General features: G+C 27.3%; 11 protein-coding genes and 2 rRNA genes (1 of these 13 only partly in view). 2 read left to right on the top strand and 11 right to left on the bottom strand.

Features of this window, described 5'->3' with window-relative positions:
- Nucleotides 1-6: 6 nt before the first annotated feature.
- The 9 genes from G9C01_RS01870 to dnaE all read right to left on the bottom strand — a co-directional run bounded on the left by G9C01_RS01870 (nucleotide 7) and on the right by dnaE (nucleotide 15539).
- Nucleotides 7-1089 (bottom strand): M20 family metallo-hydrolase, encoded by a 1083-nt coding sequence (locus G9C01_RS01870; protein WP_166265709.1) that lies wholly within the window; start codon nucleotides 1087-1089, stop codon nucleotides 7-9.
- The gene (gene argB / locus G9C01_RS01865) at nucleotides 1080-1862 is read right to left on the bottom strand and encodes an acetylglutamate kinase (protein WP_166265706.1); all 783 of its coding nucleotides are present in this window, start codon (nucleotides 1860-1862) and stop codon (nucleotides 1080-1082) included. Before argB ends, G9C01_RS01870 begins: the two co-directional genes overlap by 10 nt.
- Nucleotides 1859-2815 carry an N-acetylornithine carbamoyltransferase gene (locus G9C01_RS01860; RefSeq protein WP_166265703.1) on the bottom strand — a complete coding sequence of 319 codons (957 nt, stop codon included), beginning with the start codon at nucleotides 2813-2815 and terminating at the stop codon, nucleotides 1859-1861. Before G9C01_RS01860 ends, argB begins: the two co-directional genes overlap by 4 nt.
- Before the next feature lie 19 nt (nucleotides 2816-2834).
- Nucleotides 2835-6062, bottom strand: a complete 3228-nt coding sequence (gene carB / locus G9C01_RS01855) for a carbamoyl-phosphate synthase (glutamine-hydrolyzing) large subunit (RefSeq protein ID WP_166265700.1) — start codon at nucleotides 6060-6062, stop codon at nucleotides 2835-2837.
- A 28-nt stretch (nucleotides 6063-6090) separates the two neighbouring features.
- Nucleotides 6091-7179, bottom strand: a complete 1089-nt coding sequence (gene carA, locus G9C01_RS01850) for a glutamine-hydrolyzing carbamoyl-phosphate synthase small subunit (protein ID WP_166265697.1) — start codon at nucleotides 7177-7179, stop codon at nucleotides 6091-6093.
- Between the two features lie 5 nt (nucleotides 7180-7184).
- Complete coding sequence (locus tag G9C01_RS01845) at nucleotides 7185-8318, bottom strand: aspartate aminotransferase family protein (RefSeq protein ID WP_166265694.1); 1134 nt, start codon at nucleotides 8316-8318, stop codon at nucleotides 7185-7187.
- Nucleotides 8319-8320: 2 nt separating this feature from the next.
- Complete coding sequence (argC, locus tag G9C01_RS01840; protein WP_166265691.1) at nucleotides 8321-9304, bottom strand: N-acetyl-gamma-glutamyl-phosphate reductase; 984 nt, start codon at nucleotides 9302-9304, stop codon at nucleotides 8321-8323.
- Nucleotides 9301-11055, bottom strand: a complete 1755-nt coding sequence (locus tag G9C01_RS01835; protein ID WP_166265688.1) for an argininosuccinate synthase domain-containing protein — start codon at nucleotides 11053-11055, stop codon at nucleotides 9301-9303. The genes argC and G9C01_RS01835 overlap by 4 nt, the downstream gene beginning before the upstream one ends.
- Nucleotides 11056-11234: 179 nt before the next feature.
- Complete coding sequence (gene dnaE / locus G9C01_RS01830) at nucleotides 11235-15539, bottom strand: DNA polymerase III subunit alpha (RefSeq protein WP_166265685.1); 4305 nt, start codon at nucleotides 15537-15539, stop codon at nucleotides 11235-11237.
- A gap of 169 nt (nucleotides 15540-15708) precedes the next feature.
- On the opposite strand from dnaE, the gene rpsA reads away from it, so the two are divergent.
- Together rpsA and G9C01_RS01820 are read left to right on the top strand one after the other, a co-directional pair.
- The gene (rpsA, locus tag G9C01_RS01825; RefSeq protein ID WP_166265682.1) at nucleotides 15709-17526 is read left to right on the top strand and encodes a 30S ribosomal protein S1; all 1818 of its coding nucleotides are present in this window, start codon (nucleotides 15709-15711) and stop codon (nucleotides 17524-17526) included.
- Nucleotides 17527-17536: 10 nt separating this feature from the next.
- On the top strand, nucleotides 17537-19249 hold the full coding sequence (locus G9C01_RS01820) for a ribonucleoside-diphosphate reductase subunit alpha (protein WP_166265679.1): 1713 nt from the start codon (nucleotides 17537-17539) through the stop codon (nucleotides 19247-19249).
- A 2-nt stretch (nucleotides 19250-19251) separates the two neighbouring features.
- Here the strand turns inward: G9C01_RS01820 and rrf are convergent.
- A 5S ribosomal RNA gene (rrf, locus tag G9C01_RS01815) occupies nucleotides 19252-19362 on the bottom strand.
- Between the two features lie 49 nt (nucleotides 19363-19411).
- Nucleotides 19412-19573: ribosomal RNA gene (locus G9C01_RS01810) — 23S ribosomal RNA — on the bottom strand (it continues 2724 nt past the right edge of the window).

The following is a 19573-nucleotide window of genomic DNA, read 5'->3' as shown; positions in this document are numbered from 1 at the left end:
TCAAATTCAAAAGTTAAAATCTTTCAACAAACAGATATAAATATCTATTCCCTCCATGATTTCTGAAATTAAAACGTATTCATTCGGTGTATGAGAACGGATGCTGTCTCCTACTCCCATTTTAATAGTAGAAAAAGGCATTATACTTTGATCTGAAAGAGTAGGAGATCCATAAGTAGTTCTTCCTATAGATTTGGCCTTTAAAACAATAGGATGCATAGAATTTATGAAAGATGAATTAAAATGTAAAGAACGTGGTTCCATTTTAGAATGAATTTTTTTTCGTATCATATCAATCAATTCTTCATTATTATATAATTCATTAGTTCTAATATCTATGACAAAAGAGCAAATATCAGGGATAACATTATGTTGTATTCCTCCTTGTATTTGAGTTACATTTAAAGTAGTAAAACCTAGTAAATCCGATTTTCTATCAAAATAAAAGCTTCTCAAGTGTTCTATATCTCTTGTGGCTATATAAATTGCATTAACCCCTGTATCTCTTGCAGAGTGTCCTGTCTTTCCTTCAGCTATACAATCTAATACTATTAATCCTTTTTCAGCAATAGCTACTTGCATTTGTGTTGGTTCTCCCACTATTCCTAAATCTATTGATCCCAATTCAGGTAAAATTGATCTCACTCCTGAAGAACCAGATATTTCTTCTTCTGCAGTAATAGAAAGAACTAATTTATAAGACAATTCAGATAAATTACTTAAATATATAAAAGTAGATATTAATGAAACAACAGAAGCTCCCGCATCATTACTCCCTAATCCTATTAGTTTCCCTTCTTTTTTAATGGCAATAAAAGGATCTGTTATCCAATTTTTTCCTGGTTTTACCGTATCATGATGAGAATTTAATAATATGGTTTGTATCTCTTTTTCTTTCGGATAATTATTATTTTCAGTCCATATATTGTTAAATTTTCTTTTTACATGAAATCCATATTTATGGAGATAATCCTCTATTAAAAAAGAAACCTGATTTTCTTGTTTAGATATGGAAGGCGTATTGATGATTTGTTTCAGGAGTTGTATGGCTTCTTTTTTTAAAACTTTCAAATTGTTAACTACAGACATAGCATAGTCTTATTATGAACATCATTTAAATAATTAGGAAGGCCTATGCTGACCTTAGATACTCCATTTTGTAATGCAATAAAAGCATTTTCTAATTTAGGAATCATTCCATTTGTTATGGTCTGATTTTGTTTCATTTTTTGAAATAAATGAAGATTTATTTTTTTTAAAAAAGATTCAGAATCCTGCACATTTTGCAATACTCCTTTTTTTTCAAAACAAAAATGTAACTCTACTTCACAATCTTTTTCCTCAGCTAAAGACATAGCTATATGAGCAGCTATTGTATCTGCATTCGTATTGAGTAGATTTCCTATTCCATTATGTGTTATGGAACATAACACAGGAATGATATTATTTTTTAATAAAAATTTGATGAAATGTGTATTAATACTTTTTACATTAATATCCCCTACATATCCATAATCAATATTTGTTTTTTTACGTAAATATGATTTAATGCAGTTTCCGTCTGCACCACATAATCCTAATGCATTACAATGATAAGATTGCAATGTAGACACAATATTTTTATTAATTATACCTGCATAAGTCATAACAACTATGTCCAAAGTATCTTTATCTGTTATTCTTCTACCTTGTATCATTTTTGTAGAAATACCCATTTTTTTCGAAATAAAATCTGCTTTTCTTCCTCCTCCATGAATCAATACTTTATATCCTTGTAGCTTACAAAAAGCAATCAATGAATTATGAAGAAACTTATGATCATTAATCAAATGACCTCCAATTTTGACTATATGAATTTTCATGATAAAGATTCTAACATTTTTAGAAAAATTATTTGCGAAGCGTAAATTCTATTTTTTACTTGTTCCAATACAATGGAATATCTACTGTCTAAAACAGCATCTTCCACTACTACATTTCTCCTTACAGGTAAACAGTGCATAAATTTAGCTTTATTGGTTAGTTTCATTTTATTTTCAGTAATCATCCAATCTGAACTTTTACAAAGCATTTTTCCATAGTCTAAATAACTACTCCAATTTTTAGCATAAATAAAATCTGCATTGATAAATGCTTCATTTTGATTATGTGTAGTATATGCTCCATGAGAAAATTTTTTATGTAAATTGTATCTTTCCGGACATGTAATTGTAAAATCTATCTGTTCTATTTTTGATATCCATTGAGAAAAAGAATTCGCCACAGAATGAGGTAATGGTTTTACATGAGGGGCCCAACTTAATACTACTTTATATCTTTTTTTAAAAAAAGATGTAAATTCTGCTATTGTCATAACATCTGCTAAAGACTGTAAAGGATGTAAAGTCGCACTTTCCATATTAACGACTGGAACTCTAGAATAATTTAATATTTTATTAAAAATAATTTCTTGATAATCATAATCTTTATCTGAAAGATTAGGAAAAGTTCTGACTGCAAGAATATCACAATACATACTCATTACGGAAATAGCCTCTTTAATATGTTCTTGTGTAAAATTCATAATATTTCCATCATTCATTTCAATTGTCCAAGAATCCCTATGAACATCTAATACCCAAGTATGACATCCCAAGTTAAAGGCAGCTTTTTGACAACTAATTCTTGTACGTAAACTAGGATTAAAAAAAACCAATCCAATTGTTTTATTTTTTCCAATATGACGAAAATCATATGGACGATTTTTCAAAAAAAGAGCCTCTTTAATGAGGTCATATATATCTATAACATCTTCTACACTAAAAAATTTTTTCATAAACTTTATTTATATTCATTCAATATTCATCCCAAGATTTTATAAATAATTGATCTATAGATAAACTACAAAATGCTTGGATAAAAGCTTTTGCTAAACGAGCATTAGTGAGTAGAGGAATATTAAAATCTACAGCATAACGTCTAATAGCATAATCATTATTTAACTCTGATTTACTTAAATTTTTTGGAATATTAATAATAAGATCCAATTTTCTATTTTTTATTAACTCAAGGACATTTGAATATTTTTTTACATTAGGCCAATAAACTTTGATTGAAGGAATACCATTATGAGATAAAAAACTATTGGTCCCTTCTGTAGCAAATAATATATATCCCTTTTTATGTAAAAGTTTTACAGCTTCTAAAAGATCTAATTTAGATTCAATAGGCCCTCCAGATATCAATATATTTTTTTTGGGAACAGTATAACCTACAGAAAGCATAGATTTTAAAAGAGCTTCATCAAAAGTATTTCCTAAACATCCTACTTCTCCTGTGGAAGACATATCTACACCTAAAATAGGATCTGCATCTTGCAAACGGGAAAAAGAAAATTGAGAAGCTTTTATTCCCAAAAAATTTGTAATAAAAAAATTAGGATCTATTTTATTTTTCTTTTTTCCAAGAATAACTTGAGTTGCTAATTCAATCATATTAAAATGAGATACTTTTGATACAAAAGGGAAACTTCTAGAAGCTCTCAAATTACATTCAATTACTTTTACTTCATTATCTTTAGATAAAAATTGAATATTGAAAGGTCCAGATATATTAAAATGTTTGGATATTTTTTTAGATATAAAAATAATTTCCTTTAATGTAGATAAATATAAATTATGTGGTGGATATACTAATGTTGCATCTCCTGAATGTACTCCTGCAAATTCTACGTGTTCTGATACAGCATAATACAAAATTTCTCCATTTTGAGAAACAGCATCTAATTCAATTTCTTTAGCATTTTTAATAAATTCCGTAATAATTAATGGATCTTCAGAAGATATAGATACTTTTTCACGAAGATAATGCTGTAGTTCTTCTTGATTAGAAATCACATTCATGTCTGCTCCAGAAAGAACGTAAGAAGGTCGAACTAATATAGGAAAATCTACTTCCTTTATAAATTGATAAATGGCATCAAAATCGGATAATTCTTTCCATCTAGGTTGTTTAATTTTTAAATGATCCATAGCATTAGAAAATTTATATCTATTCTCTACTTTGTCTATGGAAACAGGAGAAGTTCCTAAAATTTTTACCTTTTTTTCATAAAGTTTTAAAACTAAATTATTAGGAATTTGTCCTCCCATGGATACAATTGTCCCTTTAGGATTTTCTAGTTCAATAATATCTAATACACGTTCTAAAGTAAGTTCTTCAAAATATAATCTATCACATATATCAAAATCAGTGCTTACAGTTTCTGGATTATAATTTATCATAATGGATCTATAAGATTCTTTATGAATCGTATTTAATGCATTGACACAACACCAATCGAATTCAACACTACTTCCAATTCTATAAGCTCCAGATCCTAATGTTATTACAGATTTTTGATCTTTTTCATAAATAATATCATGTTGAATTGCATGATATGTTAAATATAAATAATTCGTATATGCTGGATATTCAGAAGCTAAAGTATCAATTTGCCTGACATATGGAACTATATTTTTTACTTTTCTATGTTCTCTAATTTTTTGTTCTAAATTAGAAATATTATGATTTCGATTTTTTTTCAAAAAAATATTAGCTATTTGTATATCAGAAAAACCTTCTTTTTTGGCTTTTCGTAATAATTCTTCCGGAAGATCTATAAAATTATCAAAACAATCTATCTTTTTTTTTGTTTGAAAAATATTATCAAGTTGGTATAAAAACCATGGATCAATTTTTGTCAAATGATGTATTTCTTTTATGGAAAGACCTTTTTCTAAAGCCTCTTCTAAAAAGAAAATTCTTTGGTCTGTAGGCTTTTTTAGATATTCTTTTAGCAATTGAACAGATTTTAATTTTTTTTGATAAAAAATATTAATAAATCCTTGCATTCCTATATCTAACATACGAATACCCTTTTGTAAAGCTTCTTCAAAAGAACCCCCAATAGCCATAACTTCTCCTACACTTTTCATACTACTTCCAATTCGATTAGAAACACCATAAAATTTTTTTAAGTCCCATCTAGGTATTTTACATACTACATAATCCAATGCAGGTTCAAAAAAAGCAGAAGTATTTTTAGTCACAGAATTTTTTAATTCGTGCAATCCATATCCTAAAGATAATTTAGCGGCGACAAAAGCTAAAGGATAACCTGTTGCTTTAGAAGCAAGAGCACTAGAACGAGAAAGACGTGCATTCACTTCAATAACACGATAATCTTCTGAATTAGGATCTAATGCAAACTGAACGTTGCATTCTCCTATTATATGAAAATTTCTAGCTATATGTATCGCCAATTTTCTTAAATTGTAATATTCGGAATTTGTTAAGGTTTGCGACGGTGCTACAACAATACTTTCTCCTGTATGAATTCCTATGGGATCAAAATTTTCCATATTACATACAGCAATACAATTGTCATATTTATCTCTAACTATTTCATATTCAATTTCTTTCCATCCTTCTAAATATTCTTCTACAATAATTTGAGAAGAGTAAGAAAAAGCCTTATTTACTATTTTTTTTAAATCATTAACATTTTTGGCAAAACCACTTCCTAACCCTCCAAGAGTATAAGCTGATCTAATGATAATGGGGTATCCTATTTCTAAAGAATAAGAAATTGCTTCATCCATAGAATATACTACAAAACTTCTGGCTGTTTTTATGTTAATATGAGTTAATCTATTTCTAAATAAATTTCTATCTTCACTCTGAATAATAGATTCAATAGAAGTTCCTAAAACTTGAATTTTATATTTTTTTATAATCCCTTCTTGAAAAAGCTGAATTCCACAATTTAATGCAGTCTGCCCCCCAAAAGACAATAAAATTCCTTGTGGTTTTTCCTTGTCAATAACACGTTTAATAAAAAATAAGGTTAAAGGAAGAAAATAAACTTTATCAACAACTTCTTTCGAAGTTTGAACTGTGGCAATATTTGGATTAATCAATATAGTATAAATTCCCTCCTCTTTAAGGGCTTTTAATGCTTGTGTCCCAGAATAATCAAATTCCCCAGCTTCTCCTATTTTTAATGCACCTGATCCCAGGATGAGTACTTTATTTATTTTCATACTAAATTTTGAAAGATTCTTTAATTATTTATTTTTTTATTGAATCTATAAAAAAATCGAATAAAAATTCGGTATCTTTAGGGCCGCTTGAAGCTTCTGGATGAAACTGTACCGAAAAAAAAGGTTTATCATTATGAATGATACCCTCGCAAGTATCATCATTTAAATTTTTAAAAAAAATTTTCCATTCTTTATCAATATTTTTTGCGTCCAAAACATATCCATGATTTTGTGATGTGATAAAACTTTTTCCTGTTTTTAATGAAATAACTGGTTGATTATGACTACGATGTGCGTATTTTAATTTATAAGTATTTCCTCCTGCCGCTATGCCTAAAAGTTGATTACCCAAACATATGCCAAATATAGGTCGTTTTTTTTTCATAGCTATACGAAGATAATGTATCGGTTTTTTATAAATTTTAGGATTTCCAGGCCCATTAGAAAGAACCAATCCATCATATTCTTCTTTTGAAAAATCATAATTCCATGGAACTCTGATCACAGAACAATTTCTTCGTAATAAACAACGTAATATATTATTTTTTAATCCAAAATCTACAAGTAATATTTTATATTTTCCATTTCCATATATAATTTTTTCTGTAGTTGATACTTTTTCAGAAAGATTATCCTGATTCGGATCATAAAAAGGAAGATCTTCATTTTCTATTAAAATTTTACCTAACATGGATCCTCCACTTTTTCTAAGTTTTTTGGCAATAAATCTAGTATCTACACCATATAATCCAGGAATTCCATTTTCATACAACCAATTTGATAAAGATTTATTCATATTCCAATGGTATGGTCGATTAGAATAATAAGAAATAATAAGTCCGGATACTTGAATTCTATCGGATTCATAAAAATCCGAAATAGATTCATTACTACAAGAATAAGATGGAATTCCATAATTTCCTATTATGGGATAAGTATAAGTCAATATTTGACCTTTGTAAGAGGGATCTGTAATACTTTCGGTATAACCGGTCATTCCCGTATTAAATACAACTTCTCCAGAAGAAGATACTTGTGCTCCAAAATGATAAGCTTCATACCGAGTTCCGTCTTCCAATACAAGTGTTGCTTGTTTTATTTTTTGATTATTTTCCATTTTATTTATAAATACGCTAAGGCATTCTTTAACTTTTTCATGAATAATTTTATATGATTTTCATTAATATTTAATGGAGGAAGTAATCGTAAAACATATGGATTATTAGATGTACCGACAAATACTTTTTCTTTATAAATTAAAAAATTTTTTAAGTCATGAATGGGAAAATTAAATTCTAATCCTATCATAAGCCCTCTTCCCCTAATTTCTTTAATTTCGGAAATGAGACGCAATTCTTGTAACAAAATTTTTCCCATTTTTTTTGCATTTTCAATTAAATTTTCTTTTTTCATTATTTCCAACACAGCAATACCAGCTGTACAAGCTAAATGATTTCCTCCAAAAGTTGTTCCTAACATTCCATAATATGGGTTAAATTTAGGATGAATGAGTACTCCTCCTATAGGGAATCCGTTTCCCATTCCTTTAGCTACAGTAATTAAATCTGGTTTTATAGAGTATAATTGATGAGAAAAAAAAGATCCTGTTCTTCCATATCCACTTTGAACTTCATCTACAATCAATACAGTATTATATTTTTTACAAAAACTTTCTACTTTTTTAAAAAAATCTAAACCGGGATCTATAATTCCAGATACACCTTGTATTCCTTCAGTAATTACTGCACAAATATCTTGATTTTTTAATTTTTGTTTTAAAAAATCAAAATCTTGATAATTAATGAATATAGTCTCATGTTGAGCATTAAAAGGAGATATCAATTTATAGTTATCCGTCACTGATAAACTTCCACTTGTTCTTCCATGAAAAGAACCTTTAAAAGCAATTACTTTTTTTTTCCCTGTATGAAAAGACGCAATTTTCAATGCATTTTCATTGGATTCTGTACCGGAATTACATACAAATAATGAATAATCTTCATATTCTGAAATATTCCCAAGTAGATAAGCCAATTTATTTTTTTGGGAAATATAAACGCTATTAGAATAATAGGATATTTCATGAATTTGTTTTTTTAAAGCTTTCACATAATATGGATGTGAATGTCCAATGGAAATAACAGCATGTCCTCCATAAAAATCTAAATACATATTTCCTTGTACATCAAAAACATAAGATCCCTTGCTTTTGCTTAATTCTATATCTAGAATAGGATAAACGTCAAATAATTTCATTTTTAAAAACGGATGGATTTTAACCTTAAACCACAAGTTTCATCTAAATTAAACATTAAATTCATATTTTGTATGGCTTGACCAGAAGCTCCTTTTATGAGATTATCTATGATACTTATAACAATCAATTGATCTTTTTCTTTAATAAGATATAAAATACATTTATTAGTATTGATTACTTGTTTTATATCAATATTAATATCAGAAATTTTTACAAATGGATGATTTGTATAATATTCTTCATATATTTCTTTATTCTTTTCTAAAGAAAGAACAGAATGAGTATATAAAGTTGTTATGATTCCCCTAGAAAAATTACCTCTGTAAGGTACAAAGTAAATTTTAGAATCAAAATTATTTTGTATTTGATGAATCGTTTGTTTAATTTCCTGCAAATGCTGGTGTGTGAAAATTTTATAAGCAGAAATATTATTATTTCTCCAACTAAAATGATTGGTATCACTCAATTTTCTTCCAGATCCTGTAGAACCTGTTATGGCGCTAATATGAATATTTTTTTTTAATAATTGATTTTTAGCTAATGGTAAAATTGCTAAAAGAATAGCTGTAGCAAAACATCCGGGATTAGCTATATTATTAGATATTCTTATTGTTTCTTTTTGCAATTCTGGTAATCCATACACAAAATTTCTATTGTTAAAAATAGATTGAATCTTAATTCTGAAATCTTGACTTAAGTCAATCACTTTTATATTTTCTGATATATTTTTCAATTCTTTTATAGATTGTCCATGTCCAGAACAAAGAAATACAATATCTATTTTTTCGTTTTTTAAATTACGAATAAATTTTATATTTTTTATTTTTGTTTCTCCTAATAAATCTTGATGAACAAAATGAATAAATTCTCCTGTGTGACTTTTGCTGATTATATTTTTTATACTAATTTTTGGATGATGAATCATCAGTCTAATCAATTCTCCAGCAGTGTATCCAGCTCCTCCTATAATCCCTATTTCAATCATTGTTCTTTTTTATTGTTTAAATTATGATATATTTTCATTTGATTGCTCAAAATTTTTGTAAAACCCTTAACATCTTCTGCTGTCCAAGCATAATTCATTTCTCCATATAAAGCCATGTTAGAAGATGTCATTAAATCATATTTAGATTTTATTCCTACCAAATGAAATCTATAAGGATAAAGAATAAGATATACAGTTCCAGTTAATCTTTCTTGTGTACTTTTTAAAAATTTTTCTATATCACGCATAACAGGATCTAAGTATTGAGCTTCATGAAGTAACATACCATACCAATTAGATAATTGTTCTTTCCAATAAAGTTGCCATTTTGTAAGAATATGTTTTTCTAATAAATGATGAGCTTTTATAATAATAATAGCAGCTGAAGCTTCAAATGCAACTCTTCCTTTAATCCCTAAAATAGTATCTCCTATATGGATTCCTCTTCCTATAGCAAATTCTGAAGCAATTTTTTCAATTTTTATTATATTTTTTATAGCTTTCCCTTTTTCTTTATTAACACTTACTAATTCCCCCTTTTCAAATTCTAATTCTAAATTTTCACTTTTTTTTTTCTTTAATTTTGTTGGATAAGCCTCTTCCGGAAAATCGTGATAAGAAGTATGGGTTTCCTTTCCTCCTATACTAGTCCCCCAAATTCCTTTGTTTATAGAATATTTAGCTTGATCCCAACAAATAGATACTCCTTTATCTTTTAAATATTCAATTTCTTCTTTTCTAGAAACTTTCCTATCTCTGATAGGAGATAAAGTTATTTTTTCTGGACAAATAATTTGAAAAGCTACATCAAATCTAATTTGATCATTTCCCGCTCCTGTACTACCATGAGCTATTGCTTTTGCTTGAATGCAAGTGGCATATTGTGCTATTTTAATAGCCTGAAAAATTCTCTCAGAACTTACTGAAAGTGGATAAGTATTATTTTTAAGAATATTTCCGAATATAAGATATTTTATACAATTTTGATAGTATTCTTCTATAGCGTCAATAGTTTTGTGTGATTTTGATCCAATTTTTAAAGCTCTTTCTTCAATTTTATCTAATTCATACTTATGAAATCCACCCGTATTAATAATCACTGTATGAACTTCATATTTTTCCTGTATTAAATATTTTAAACAATAAGAAGTATCTAATCCCCCACTATAAGCTAAAACAATTTTATCTCCATAAGATAAATAATTTTTTTTATGGTTTTTATTCATACTTGGATTGTATAAAAGACCTGTACATAAACACATTTTTCTTTGATTTCTGGTCAATATATCAAAATTTGCGCAACTTTGACATCCTTTCCAAAATTCTTCTGAATGAGTTAATTCACTAAAAGAAACAGGTTTAAAACCTAATTCTGTATTGATTTTAATAACTGGATTACTTGTTGTAATACTAAAAATTTTAGAATTGGGAAATTTTTTTCTGGAAAGTTTAAAAATTTCAGTTTTAATAATTTTAGCCAATCCTTGTTTTCTAAATTCAGGAAAAACAATTAAACCGGAATTAACGACAAATTCTTCATTCTGAAAAATATCAAGATAGCTAAATCCCGCTAATTTTTCATCAAAAAAAGCAATTACAGCATTTCCATGAATCATTTTTGATTTAATATATTCTGGATCCTTTTTTGCAATTCCAGTTCCTCTAATTCTTGCTGACTCCTTAATTTTTTCGCAAATTAAGGAAGCATATTTTGTATCCTTTTCATGAGATACTCTAACTTTTATTTTCATTTTACTTTGTAAGACCCCACCCACTTAAGAACTAATAAAAAAATAAATACGTTTTTTCCGACTGGGATGAATAATGCTTCATATGTTTTACTTTTCTATTCTATGCCTAGAATGCAAATTTAACAAAGTCTTTTCAATTAATTTCAGTCTTTATGCTTATAATTATATTTTGATGAATTTTAGTTTAAAAAAAAATCTAATCCTTTTATTTTTTCCAATTTTTTCAAAAAATTTGAATTAATGTTAATTTCATATTTTTTAGATTCAAAATCTAATAAAACTTGATCCATTTTATCATAAAGAATTATATTCAATTTTTTATTTCCTATTTGTTGAGAAAAAAGTTTTTCTATTTTTTCAATAAATGCACTATTTAAACTGTTTATATTAATTCTTATTATCAGTTTATGTACCAATTTTTTCCAAACATTTTGCAAATTTTCTATACATGAAATATTTATTTTATATTTTTGATATTTTGATTTTTCAATGGAAAAACATAAATACAACGGATTATTGTAAATCAAAAGTGATTCATATTTCAAATACTGTTCTCCATAAATCCTAAATTCTTTAGAAGAATTGTAATCTTCTAATACAAAAATTCCATATTCTATTCCATTTTTTATATATGTTTTTTTCTCTATTTTAGATAAAATGCCACATACACACATTTTTTTTCCTATCAGGAAAAATTCCTTTTTATTGAATTCATCTAAGGAAACATTTGTGAAATATTTCATTTCATAATAAAAATCGTCTAAAGGATGTGCAGAAGTATAAACACCTAATACTTCTTTTTCTTTAGATAATTTATATACATTGTTCCATGAATCACATTTCCTAATTATAGGTTCATCTACTTTATTTTTTATTTTTTGTGATTTTGATCCAAATCTTATAATTTTTTCTAAGGTACTTAATTTATCATTAGATCCAATATGAAAATATTGTTCTCTATCAATATGAAAACTATCTATAGATCCGGATAAAATTAAACTTTCTAAAGTTTTTTTATTCACTACACGTAAATCTATTCTTTCCACTAGGTTAAAAATAGAGGTGTAAGGGCCATTTTTTTTTCTTTCTTGAAGAAGAATTCTTACAGCATTTTTTCCCACTCCTTTTATTCCTGCAAGACCAAATCTAATACAATTAGAATCCATTACTTTAAAAAAAGAATCACTTTCATTTATATCTGGACTAATCACAGATATATTCATTCTTTTACATTCTTTCATGAAAAAAGTAAGCTGTTTAATATTATACATATTATTACTTAATACTGATACCATATATTCACATGGAAAATGTGCTTTTAAATAAGCCGTTTGAAAAGCTATATAAGCATAACATGTAGCATGAGATTTATTAAAAGCATAACAAGAAAAATATTCCCAATCTTTCCATATTTTTTCTAATATGTTTTTAGGATAACCTTTATTCATAGCTTGATTAAGAAATAAATTTCTCATTTTGTTAAGTTTTTCTTTTTGTTTTTTTCCCATAGCTATTCTAAGAACATCAGCTTCTCCCTTACTAAAATTGGCTATTTTTTGGGCGATTAACATAACTTGTTCTTGATATATTGTGATTCCATAAGTTTCTTTTAAAAAATCCTCCATTTCTGGTAAATCATAGGTTATAGTTTCTTCTCCATGTTTTCTGGATATAAAATTAGGAATGTATTGTAAAGGGCCCGGTCTATACAAAGCTGTCATCGCAATTAAATCATCAAATTTATCAGGTTTTAGCTGACGTAAATATCTTTGCATACCTGGAGATTCATATTGAAAAATAGCTATAGTTTCTCCTTTTTGAAAAAGATGATAAGTTTTTTCATCTTCTAATTTCAAAGAAAATGAATCTTCCGTAAGATTTATATCTTTATGTTTTTTTTTGATAATACTTATGGCATCTTTAATAATAGTAAGGGTTTTTAATCCTAAAAAATCCATTTTTAATAATCCAACATGTTCTACTACATGATTGTCAAATTGTGTAAGTAATAAATCTGATTCTTTTGATACAGATACTGGAATATATCCTTGAATGTCATTTGTACTGATTATGATCCCACAAGCATGTACTCCTGTACTTCTTATAGTTCCTTCTAAGATTTCTGCTTGCTGTAATACTTTCCCTTTCAATGTATCTTGATTTTTTGCTATCTCTCTCAATTTTTGTACATTATTCATTTCTTCCTTACTTATTATTTTTTCTTGTACATTTTTTTTAGATAAAATTGTTTTTAATGAAAACATATTAGGAACCATTTTGGCCATACGATCTGTTTCTTTTAGAGATAAATTTAATACACGTCCAGTATCCCTTATAGATGATTTTGCTCCCATAGTAGCATATGTTATAATTTGTGCTACTTGATGTTTCCCATATTTTTGAACAACCCATTCAATAATTTTTTCACGTCCCCTATCATCAAAATCAATATCAATATCTGGTAAAGAAATTCTATCAGGATTTAAAAATCGTTCAAAAAGTAAATGGTATTTCATTGGATCTATATTAGTAATTTCTATACAATAAGCAACAATAGATCCAGCAACTGAACCTCTTCCAGGTCCCACTGAGATATTCATTTTTCTGGCTTGAGAAACAAAATTTTGAACAATAAGGAAATAACCAGGATAGCCAATTTTTTCTATTGTTTTTAATTCAAAAAGAATTCTTTCTTGAATTTTTTTAGTAATGTTTTTATAACGTTTTTTGGCTCCATCAAAAGTTATTTTTTTTAAAAAATGATTCTCTCCTCTATTTCCTCCATCTATTTCATCGATAGGATTTTCAAAAGATTTTGGAATTTTAAATTTTGGAAGTAATATTTTATGCGAAAGATGATAAGATTCAATTTTATTCACCAATTCCTCTAAAAAATCAAAAGATTCTGGAAAATCAAAAAATATTTTTTTCATTTCTTCTGTACTCTTGAAATAAAATTCATGATTCGGAAACCCAAATCTATAACCTCTTCCTTTTCCTATAGGAGTTGATTGTTTTTCTCCATTTTTTACACAAAGCAAAATATCATGAGCATTAGCTTCTTTTTTATCTAAATAAAAAGTATTATTTTGTATAATATATTTAACATGATGTTTTTTTGAAAATTTCAGTAGTATATTATTTACATAATCTTCTTCTTCTAAACCATGACGTAATAATTCTATGTAAAAATCATCTCCAAAAAGATCTTTCCACCATAAGAAAACTCTTTCTGCTTTTTTTTCTCCATAATTTAGAATAGTATATGGAATTTCTGCATTTAAGTCTCCAGTAAGAACAATTAAATTTTCTTTATATTTTTCTATTATCTCTTTTCCAATTCTAGGAATTCCGGCATAAAAACCTTCTGTAAAACCTAGTGAACAAAGTTTTGATAAATTATGATAACCTTTTTTATTTTTAGATAAAAAAATTTGTTGATATCGTTTATCCGGTTTTTCTTTGGTAAATTTTTTCTGCAGATAATTTCCTGATATAAATATTTCACAACCTACGATTCCTTTAATTGATTTTTCGGGGTTATATTTTTTATTAATAGAGTGAATAGTATTTAAAAAATGAAAAGCTCCCATCATATTTCCATAATCTGTTATACCTACAGCTGGCATATTAAAATGTATAGCTCTTTCCACCAAAGATTGAATATCTATAGTTGAATAAAGAATAGAAAAATGAGTATGATTATGAATGTGAGAATATTTTTTTTTTTTCAATTTTTCTTTTAATGTATCATCTAATGTATTTTCATTTATGATAAAAATTTTTTCTTTTTTTTCTAAAAAAGTATGATTTTCTTTAAAAAAAACAACGGAAGAAGAAATTTTTTGGGAAAATTTACTTCTGAATTTCAATATAATATTTTCTTCTATCCCTAAATCTTGATGTGATATTACTCCAATCCGTAATAATTCTAAAAAAGAACGTGCAGTCGCTTTGACATCATTTTCTGCATTATGTAAATTGGGAATTTTCTCTTCAAAAAGTTTTTGATATAATTCAGACAATGTAGGCCATTTGAATTTTTTTCTATTTCCTTTTCCTTCTAATTTACAATAGGAGGTAGAAACTTCTTTAGTATCTAAAGTCTTTTTTTTTTTAAAAGAAATTTCTATTTTTTTTCTAAAAAACTCACATTCAATAACTTTTATATCAAATTCTAAATTATGTCCAATTAAACATTGAGATTTTTTAAAAGATTTTTGAAATTCATGAAGCACAAAACTTAAATCTACTCCATATTTTTCTGCTTTTTCATTAGTTATACCATGAATTTTAAAGGCATTAAAAGGAATATCATAATGATCTGGTTTTATAATAAAGCTTTTAAATTCTATTAAATTCCCCAAAACATCATGACTTTGCCATGAAATTTGAACCATTCTTGGCCAATTATTGACACAAGTTATTGGAAAATTATAGGATTCAGGCAATCCTGTTGTTTCAGTATCAACGATGAGGTACATTTTATTTCAATTAGTAGAAAAAGTTAATGAAAAATTATTAGTTTTGTATTATCTGTTTTTTTTATTAAAAATAAATAAACGAGAATACTAAAACTACTATATTCTAGTTTCTTAGTTTCTCTGTGCATGTATTTCATGGATAGAAAATAGTGAAAAAATAATAAAAATTATGTCTAATCAAACCGAAAAAATAAAAATAAAATCATCCCCTTCATATGAAATTAAAAATGAAAAACTGAACGATCAGGGAAATATAAAAACAAGTTTCGATTGGACGGAATATGAAACTCATTTAAATAATGATATACAAGAAAAAAGAAAAAAATTTGAAGAAATATATACAAAAACTTTGCCAGATATTCAGGAATTAGAAATATATCAAGGAATTATAACTCATATTTCGGATAAAACTATTATTGTGGATATAGGCTTCAAAGCAGAGGGAGCCATTCCTATCAGTGAATTCAGAGAAGATTCCAATATTCAAATTGGGAATAACATAGAAGTAATGGTTGTAAAAATTGATTATAAAGGACAATGTATTCTTTCGTATCAAAAAGCAAAAATGTTAAGAAATTGGCAACGTATTAATGAAGCATATGAAAAATCAGAAGTAATATTAGGTTATGTAGCAGCTAGAACAAAAGGAGGATTAATTGTAGAAATATTTGATATAGAATGTTTTTTACCTGGATCACATATAAATGTAAAACCTGTTCGAGATTATGATACTTATGTAGGAAAAACTATGGAAATTAAAGTAGTTAAAATTAATCAAAAAACGAAAAATGTTGTTGTTTCTCATAAAGTGTTGATCGAAAGAGACATTGAAGAACAGAAAAAAGAAATGATATCGAAATTAGATAAAGGTCAAGTATTAGAAGGTAAAATAAAAAATATACTTCCTTATGGAGCCTTTGTCGATTTAGGGGGAGTTGATGCTTTGCTTCATATTACTGATATGAGTTGGCCGCATATTAGTCATCCTACAGAAGTAGTTCAATTAGAACAAGAATTAAAATTTGTTGTATTAGGTGTAGATAAAGATAAAAATCGTGTACAATTGGGATTAAAACAATTACAACCTCATCCTTGGAATTCTTTAGATAAAAATTTAAAAGTAGGGAGTAAAGTAATAGGAAAAATTAGTGTTATTGCTGATTATGGAGCTTTTGTGGAAATTATTCCAGGTGTAGAAGCATTGTTACATATTAGTGAAATGTCTTGGTCTACAGATTTATCTTCTACTCAAGATTTTGTACAAATAGGAGATGAGTTGGAAGCTGTTATATTGACTCTAGATCGTCAGGAAAGGAAAATGTCTTTAAGCATTAAACAATTAACTCCTGATCCGTGGATTAATATACAAGAAAGATATTCTATAGGATCAAAACATATTGGAATTGTGAAAAAATTTACCAATTTTGGTGTTTTTATAAAATTGGAAAAAGGGATTTCTGGAATTGTTTACACTAATGATCTTTCATGGGTTAAAAAAATTAAACATCCTTCTGAATTTTGCAGTATCAATAATAAATTGGAGGTAATTGTCCTTGCTTTAGATACTCAAGCAAGGAGATTAAATTTAGGACATAAACAATTAACAGAGAATCCATGGGAAAAGTATGAAAAAATTTATTATGTAGGCAGTATTCATAATGGAATAATATCAAACTTTTTTGAAAAAGGAGCTTCTGTAAAATTTACAGAAAATCAAAAAATAGAAGCTTTCGCTCCATTGCGTTTTTTAGAAAAAAAGGATGGAACTATTCTGAAAAAAGGAGAAAAAACTAATTTTAAGATAATTGAATTTAATAAAGAAACTAAAAGAATTATAATTTCTCATACCTCTATTTATCGTGATCGTGATAAGGATCAAAAAAAAGAACAACGTGTAAAAAATAGAAAATTTGAGAGATCTACTCTCGGTGATATAGAAGGATTAGCTAAACTAAAAGAACAAATAGAAAAAGAAAAAAATAAATAGTTCTAAAATAATGGAAACACACCCAATTGCAGAAAAAGAAGGATGGAAAGTAGGAAAAGATTTTCCCGTTTGGGCTAATAATGAATTATATTTAACTACAATTAAAGGGGGATACTTGTTATATCGAGAGACTCCTTTTGAAGCATATAAAAGATTGGCAAAAAATGCAGCAAGAATTTTAAAAAAACCAAAAATAGAAAAAAAGTTTTTTGATATTTTTTGGAGAGGGTGGCTAATTCCTTCTACTCCAATTATGGTAAATCTTGGAACAGAAAAAGGTTTGCCTATTAGTTGTTTTTCTGGAAAAATTGGAGATAGCATGTATGAAATATATAGAAAGAATTTAGAAATGGCTATCCTTAGTAAGCATGGTGGAGGAACATCTTATGATTTTAGCTTAGTTAGACCCGTAGGGAGTTCTATAAAAAGAGGAACATTAGGTACTTCTGATGGAATTATTCCTTTTATTAAGTCATATGATAGTACTATAGTAGCTAGTAAACAAGGTAGAACACGTAGAGGAGCTGTGGCTATTTATTTAAATATAGAACATAAAGAATATCCGGAATTTTTAAAAATACGAGAGCCTAAGGGTGATATTAATCGTCAATGTCATAATGTTCATCAAGGGGTAATAATTTCTAATTCTTTTATGGAAAAAGTATTAAAAAAAAATGGAAAAGAACGAATTTTGTGGATAGATACTCTTAAAGAGCGTGTTAAAACTGGAGAACCATATCTTTTTTTTAAAGAAAATGCTAATAGAAATATTCCAGAAAATTGGAAAAAATATGGATTGAAAATACATCATAGTAATCTTTGTTCAGAAATTATGTTGCCTACAGATGAAAATCATACTCTTGTATGTTGTCTTTCTTCTTTAAATTTATATAAATATGTGGAATGGAAAAATACAAATACTGTTTTTTATGCTATTTTATTTCTTGATGCAGTTATGCAAGAATTTATTGATAAAGGAAAACATATACGGGGAATAGAAAATGCGGTTCATTTTGCAGAAAAAAGTAGAGCCCTAGGTTTAGGAGCCTTAGGTTGGCATTCGTATTTACAATCTAATATGATTCCTTTTATTTCTACTAAATCTGAAATATTAACACATAATATATTTAGATATATACAATTAGAATCTCAAAAGGCTACTAAATATTTAGCTAAAGAATATGGAGAATCCGAATGGAATATAGGAACGGGAAGAAGAAATTTAACTTTAATGGCTATGGCCCCTAATAGGAGTTCAGCTAAATTAGCTGGGGGTCTTTCTCAAGGAGTGGAGCCTTTAGCTGCAAATATATATGTAGATGATGATTCAAAAGGAATGCATATTCGTAAAAATCCTTATTTAGAAAAAATACTCATAAAAAACGGATATAATATTCCAGAAGTTTGGGAACAAATAGCTAATGAAAAAGGATCTTGTTTGGGACTTACTGCTCTTAGCGAAGAACAAAAAAACGTTTTTAGATGTTTTAAAGAGATTAACCAATTAGAATTAATCAAACAAGCCAGTATACGTCAAAAATATATTGATCAAGGACAAAGTATAAATCTTTCTTTTCATCAAAATGCTCCAGCAAAGTATATCAATAAAGTCCATATTGAAGCTTGGAAAATAGGCCTAAAAAGCCTTTATTATTATAGGAGTGAAAGTATACTTCGTGCAGATACCAAAAATCGTGATTTATATTTAGAAAGTTTGCTATAAAATTAGGGCAGTGACTTACTCTCCCAGAATAAACCAGTACCATCAGCGCTAATATGTTTCACTTCTCTGTTCGGAATGGGAAGAGGTGGGCCCATATTGCTATAACCACCCAAGTAATGTTTGAATTAAAAATAAGACATAACATAATATACATCATGAAAAATTAAAAGCTTACGGGTTATTAGTACTACTCAGCTATGATATTACTATCTTTACACTTGTAGCCTATCAACGTTGTCATCTTCAACGACCCTTAAAAGAAGCCTAATCTTGTGGAGAGTTTCGTACTTATATGCTTTCAGTGCTTATCTCTTCCGAACATAG

The sequence above is a fragment of the Blattabacterium sp. DPU genome (assembly GCF_011290385.1).
In the GTDB taxonomy this organism is placed as follows: domain Bacteria; phylum Bacteroidota; class Bacteroidia; order Flavobacteriales; family Blattabacteriaceae; genus Blattabacterium.
Note: the sequence above shows the minus strand (reverse complement) of the source record. Positions and strands in the feature narration are given on the sequence as shown.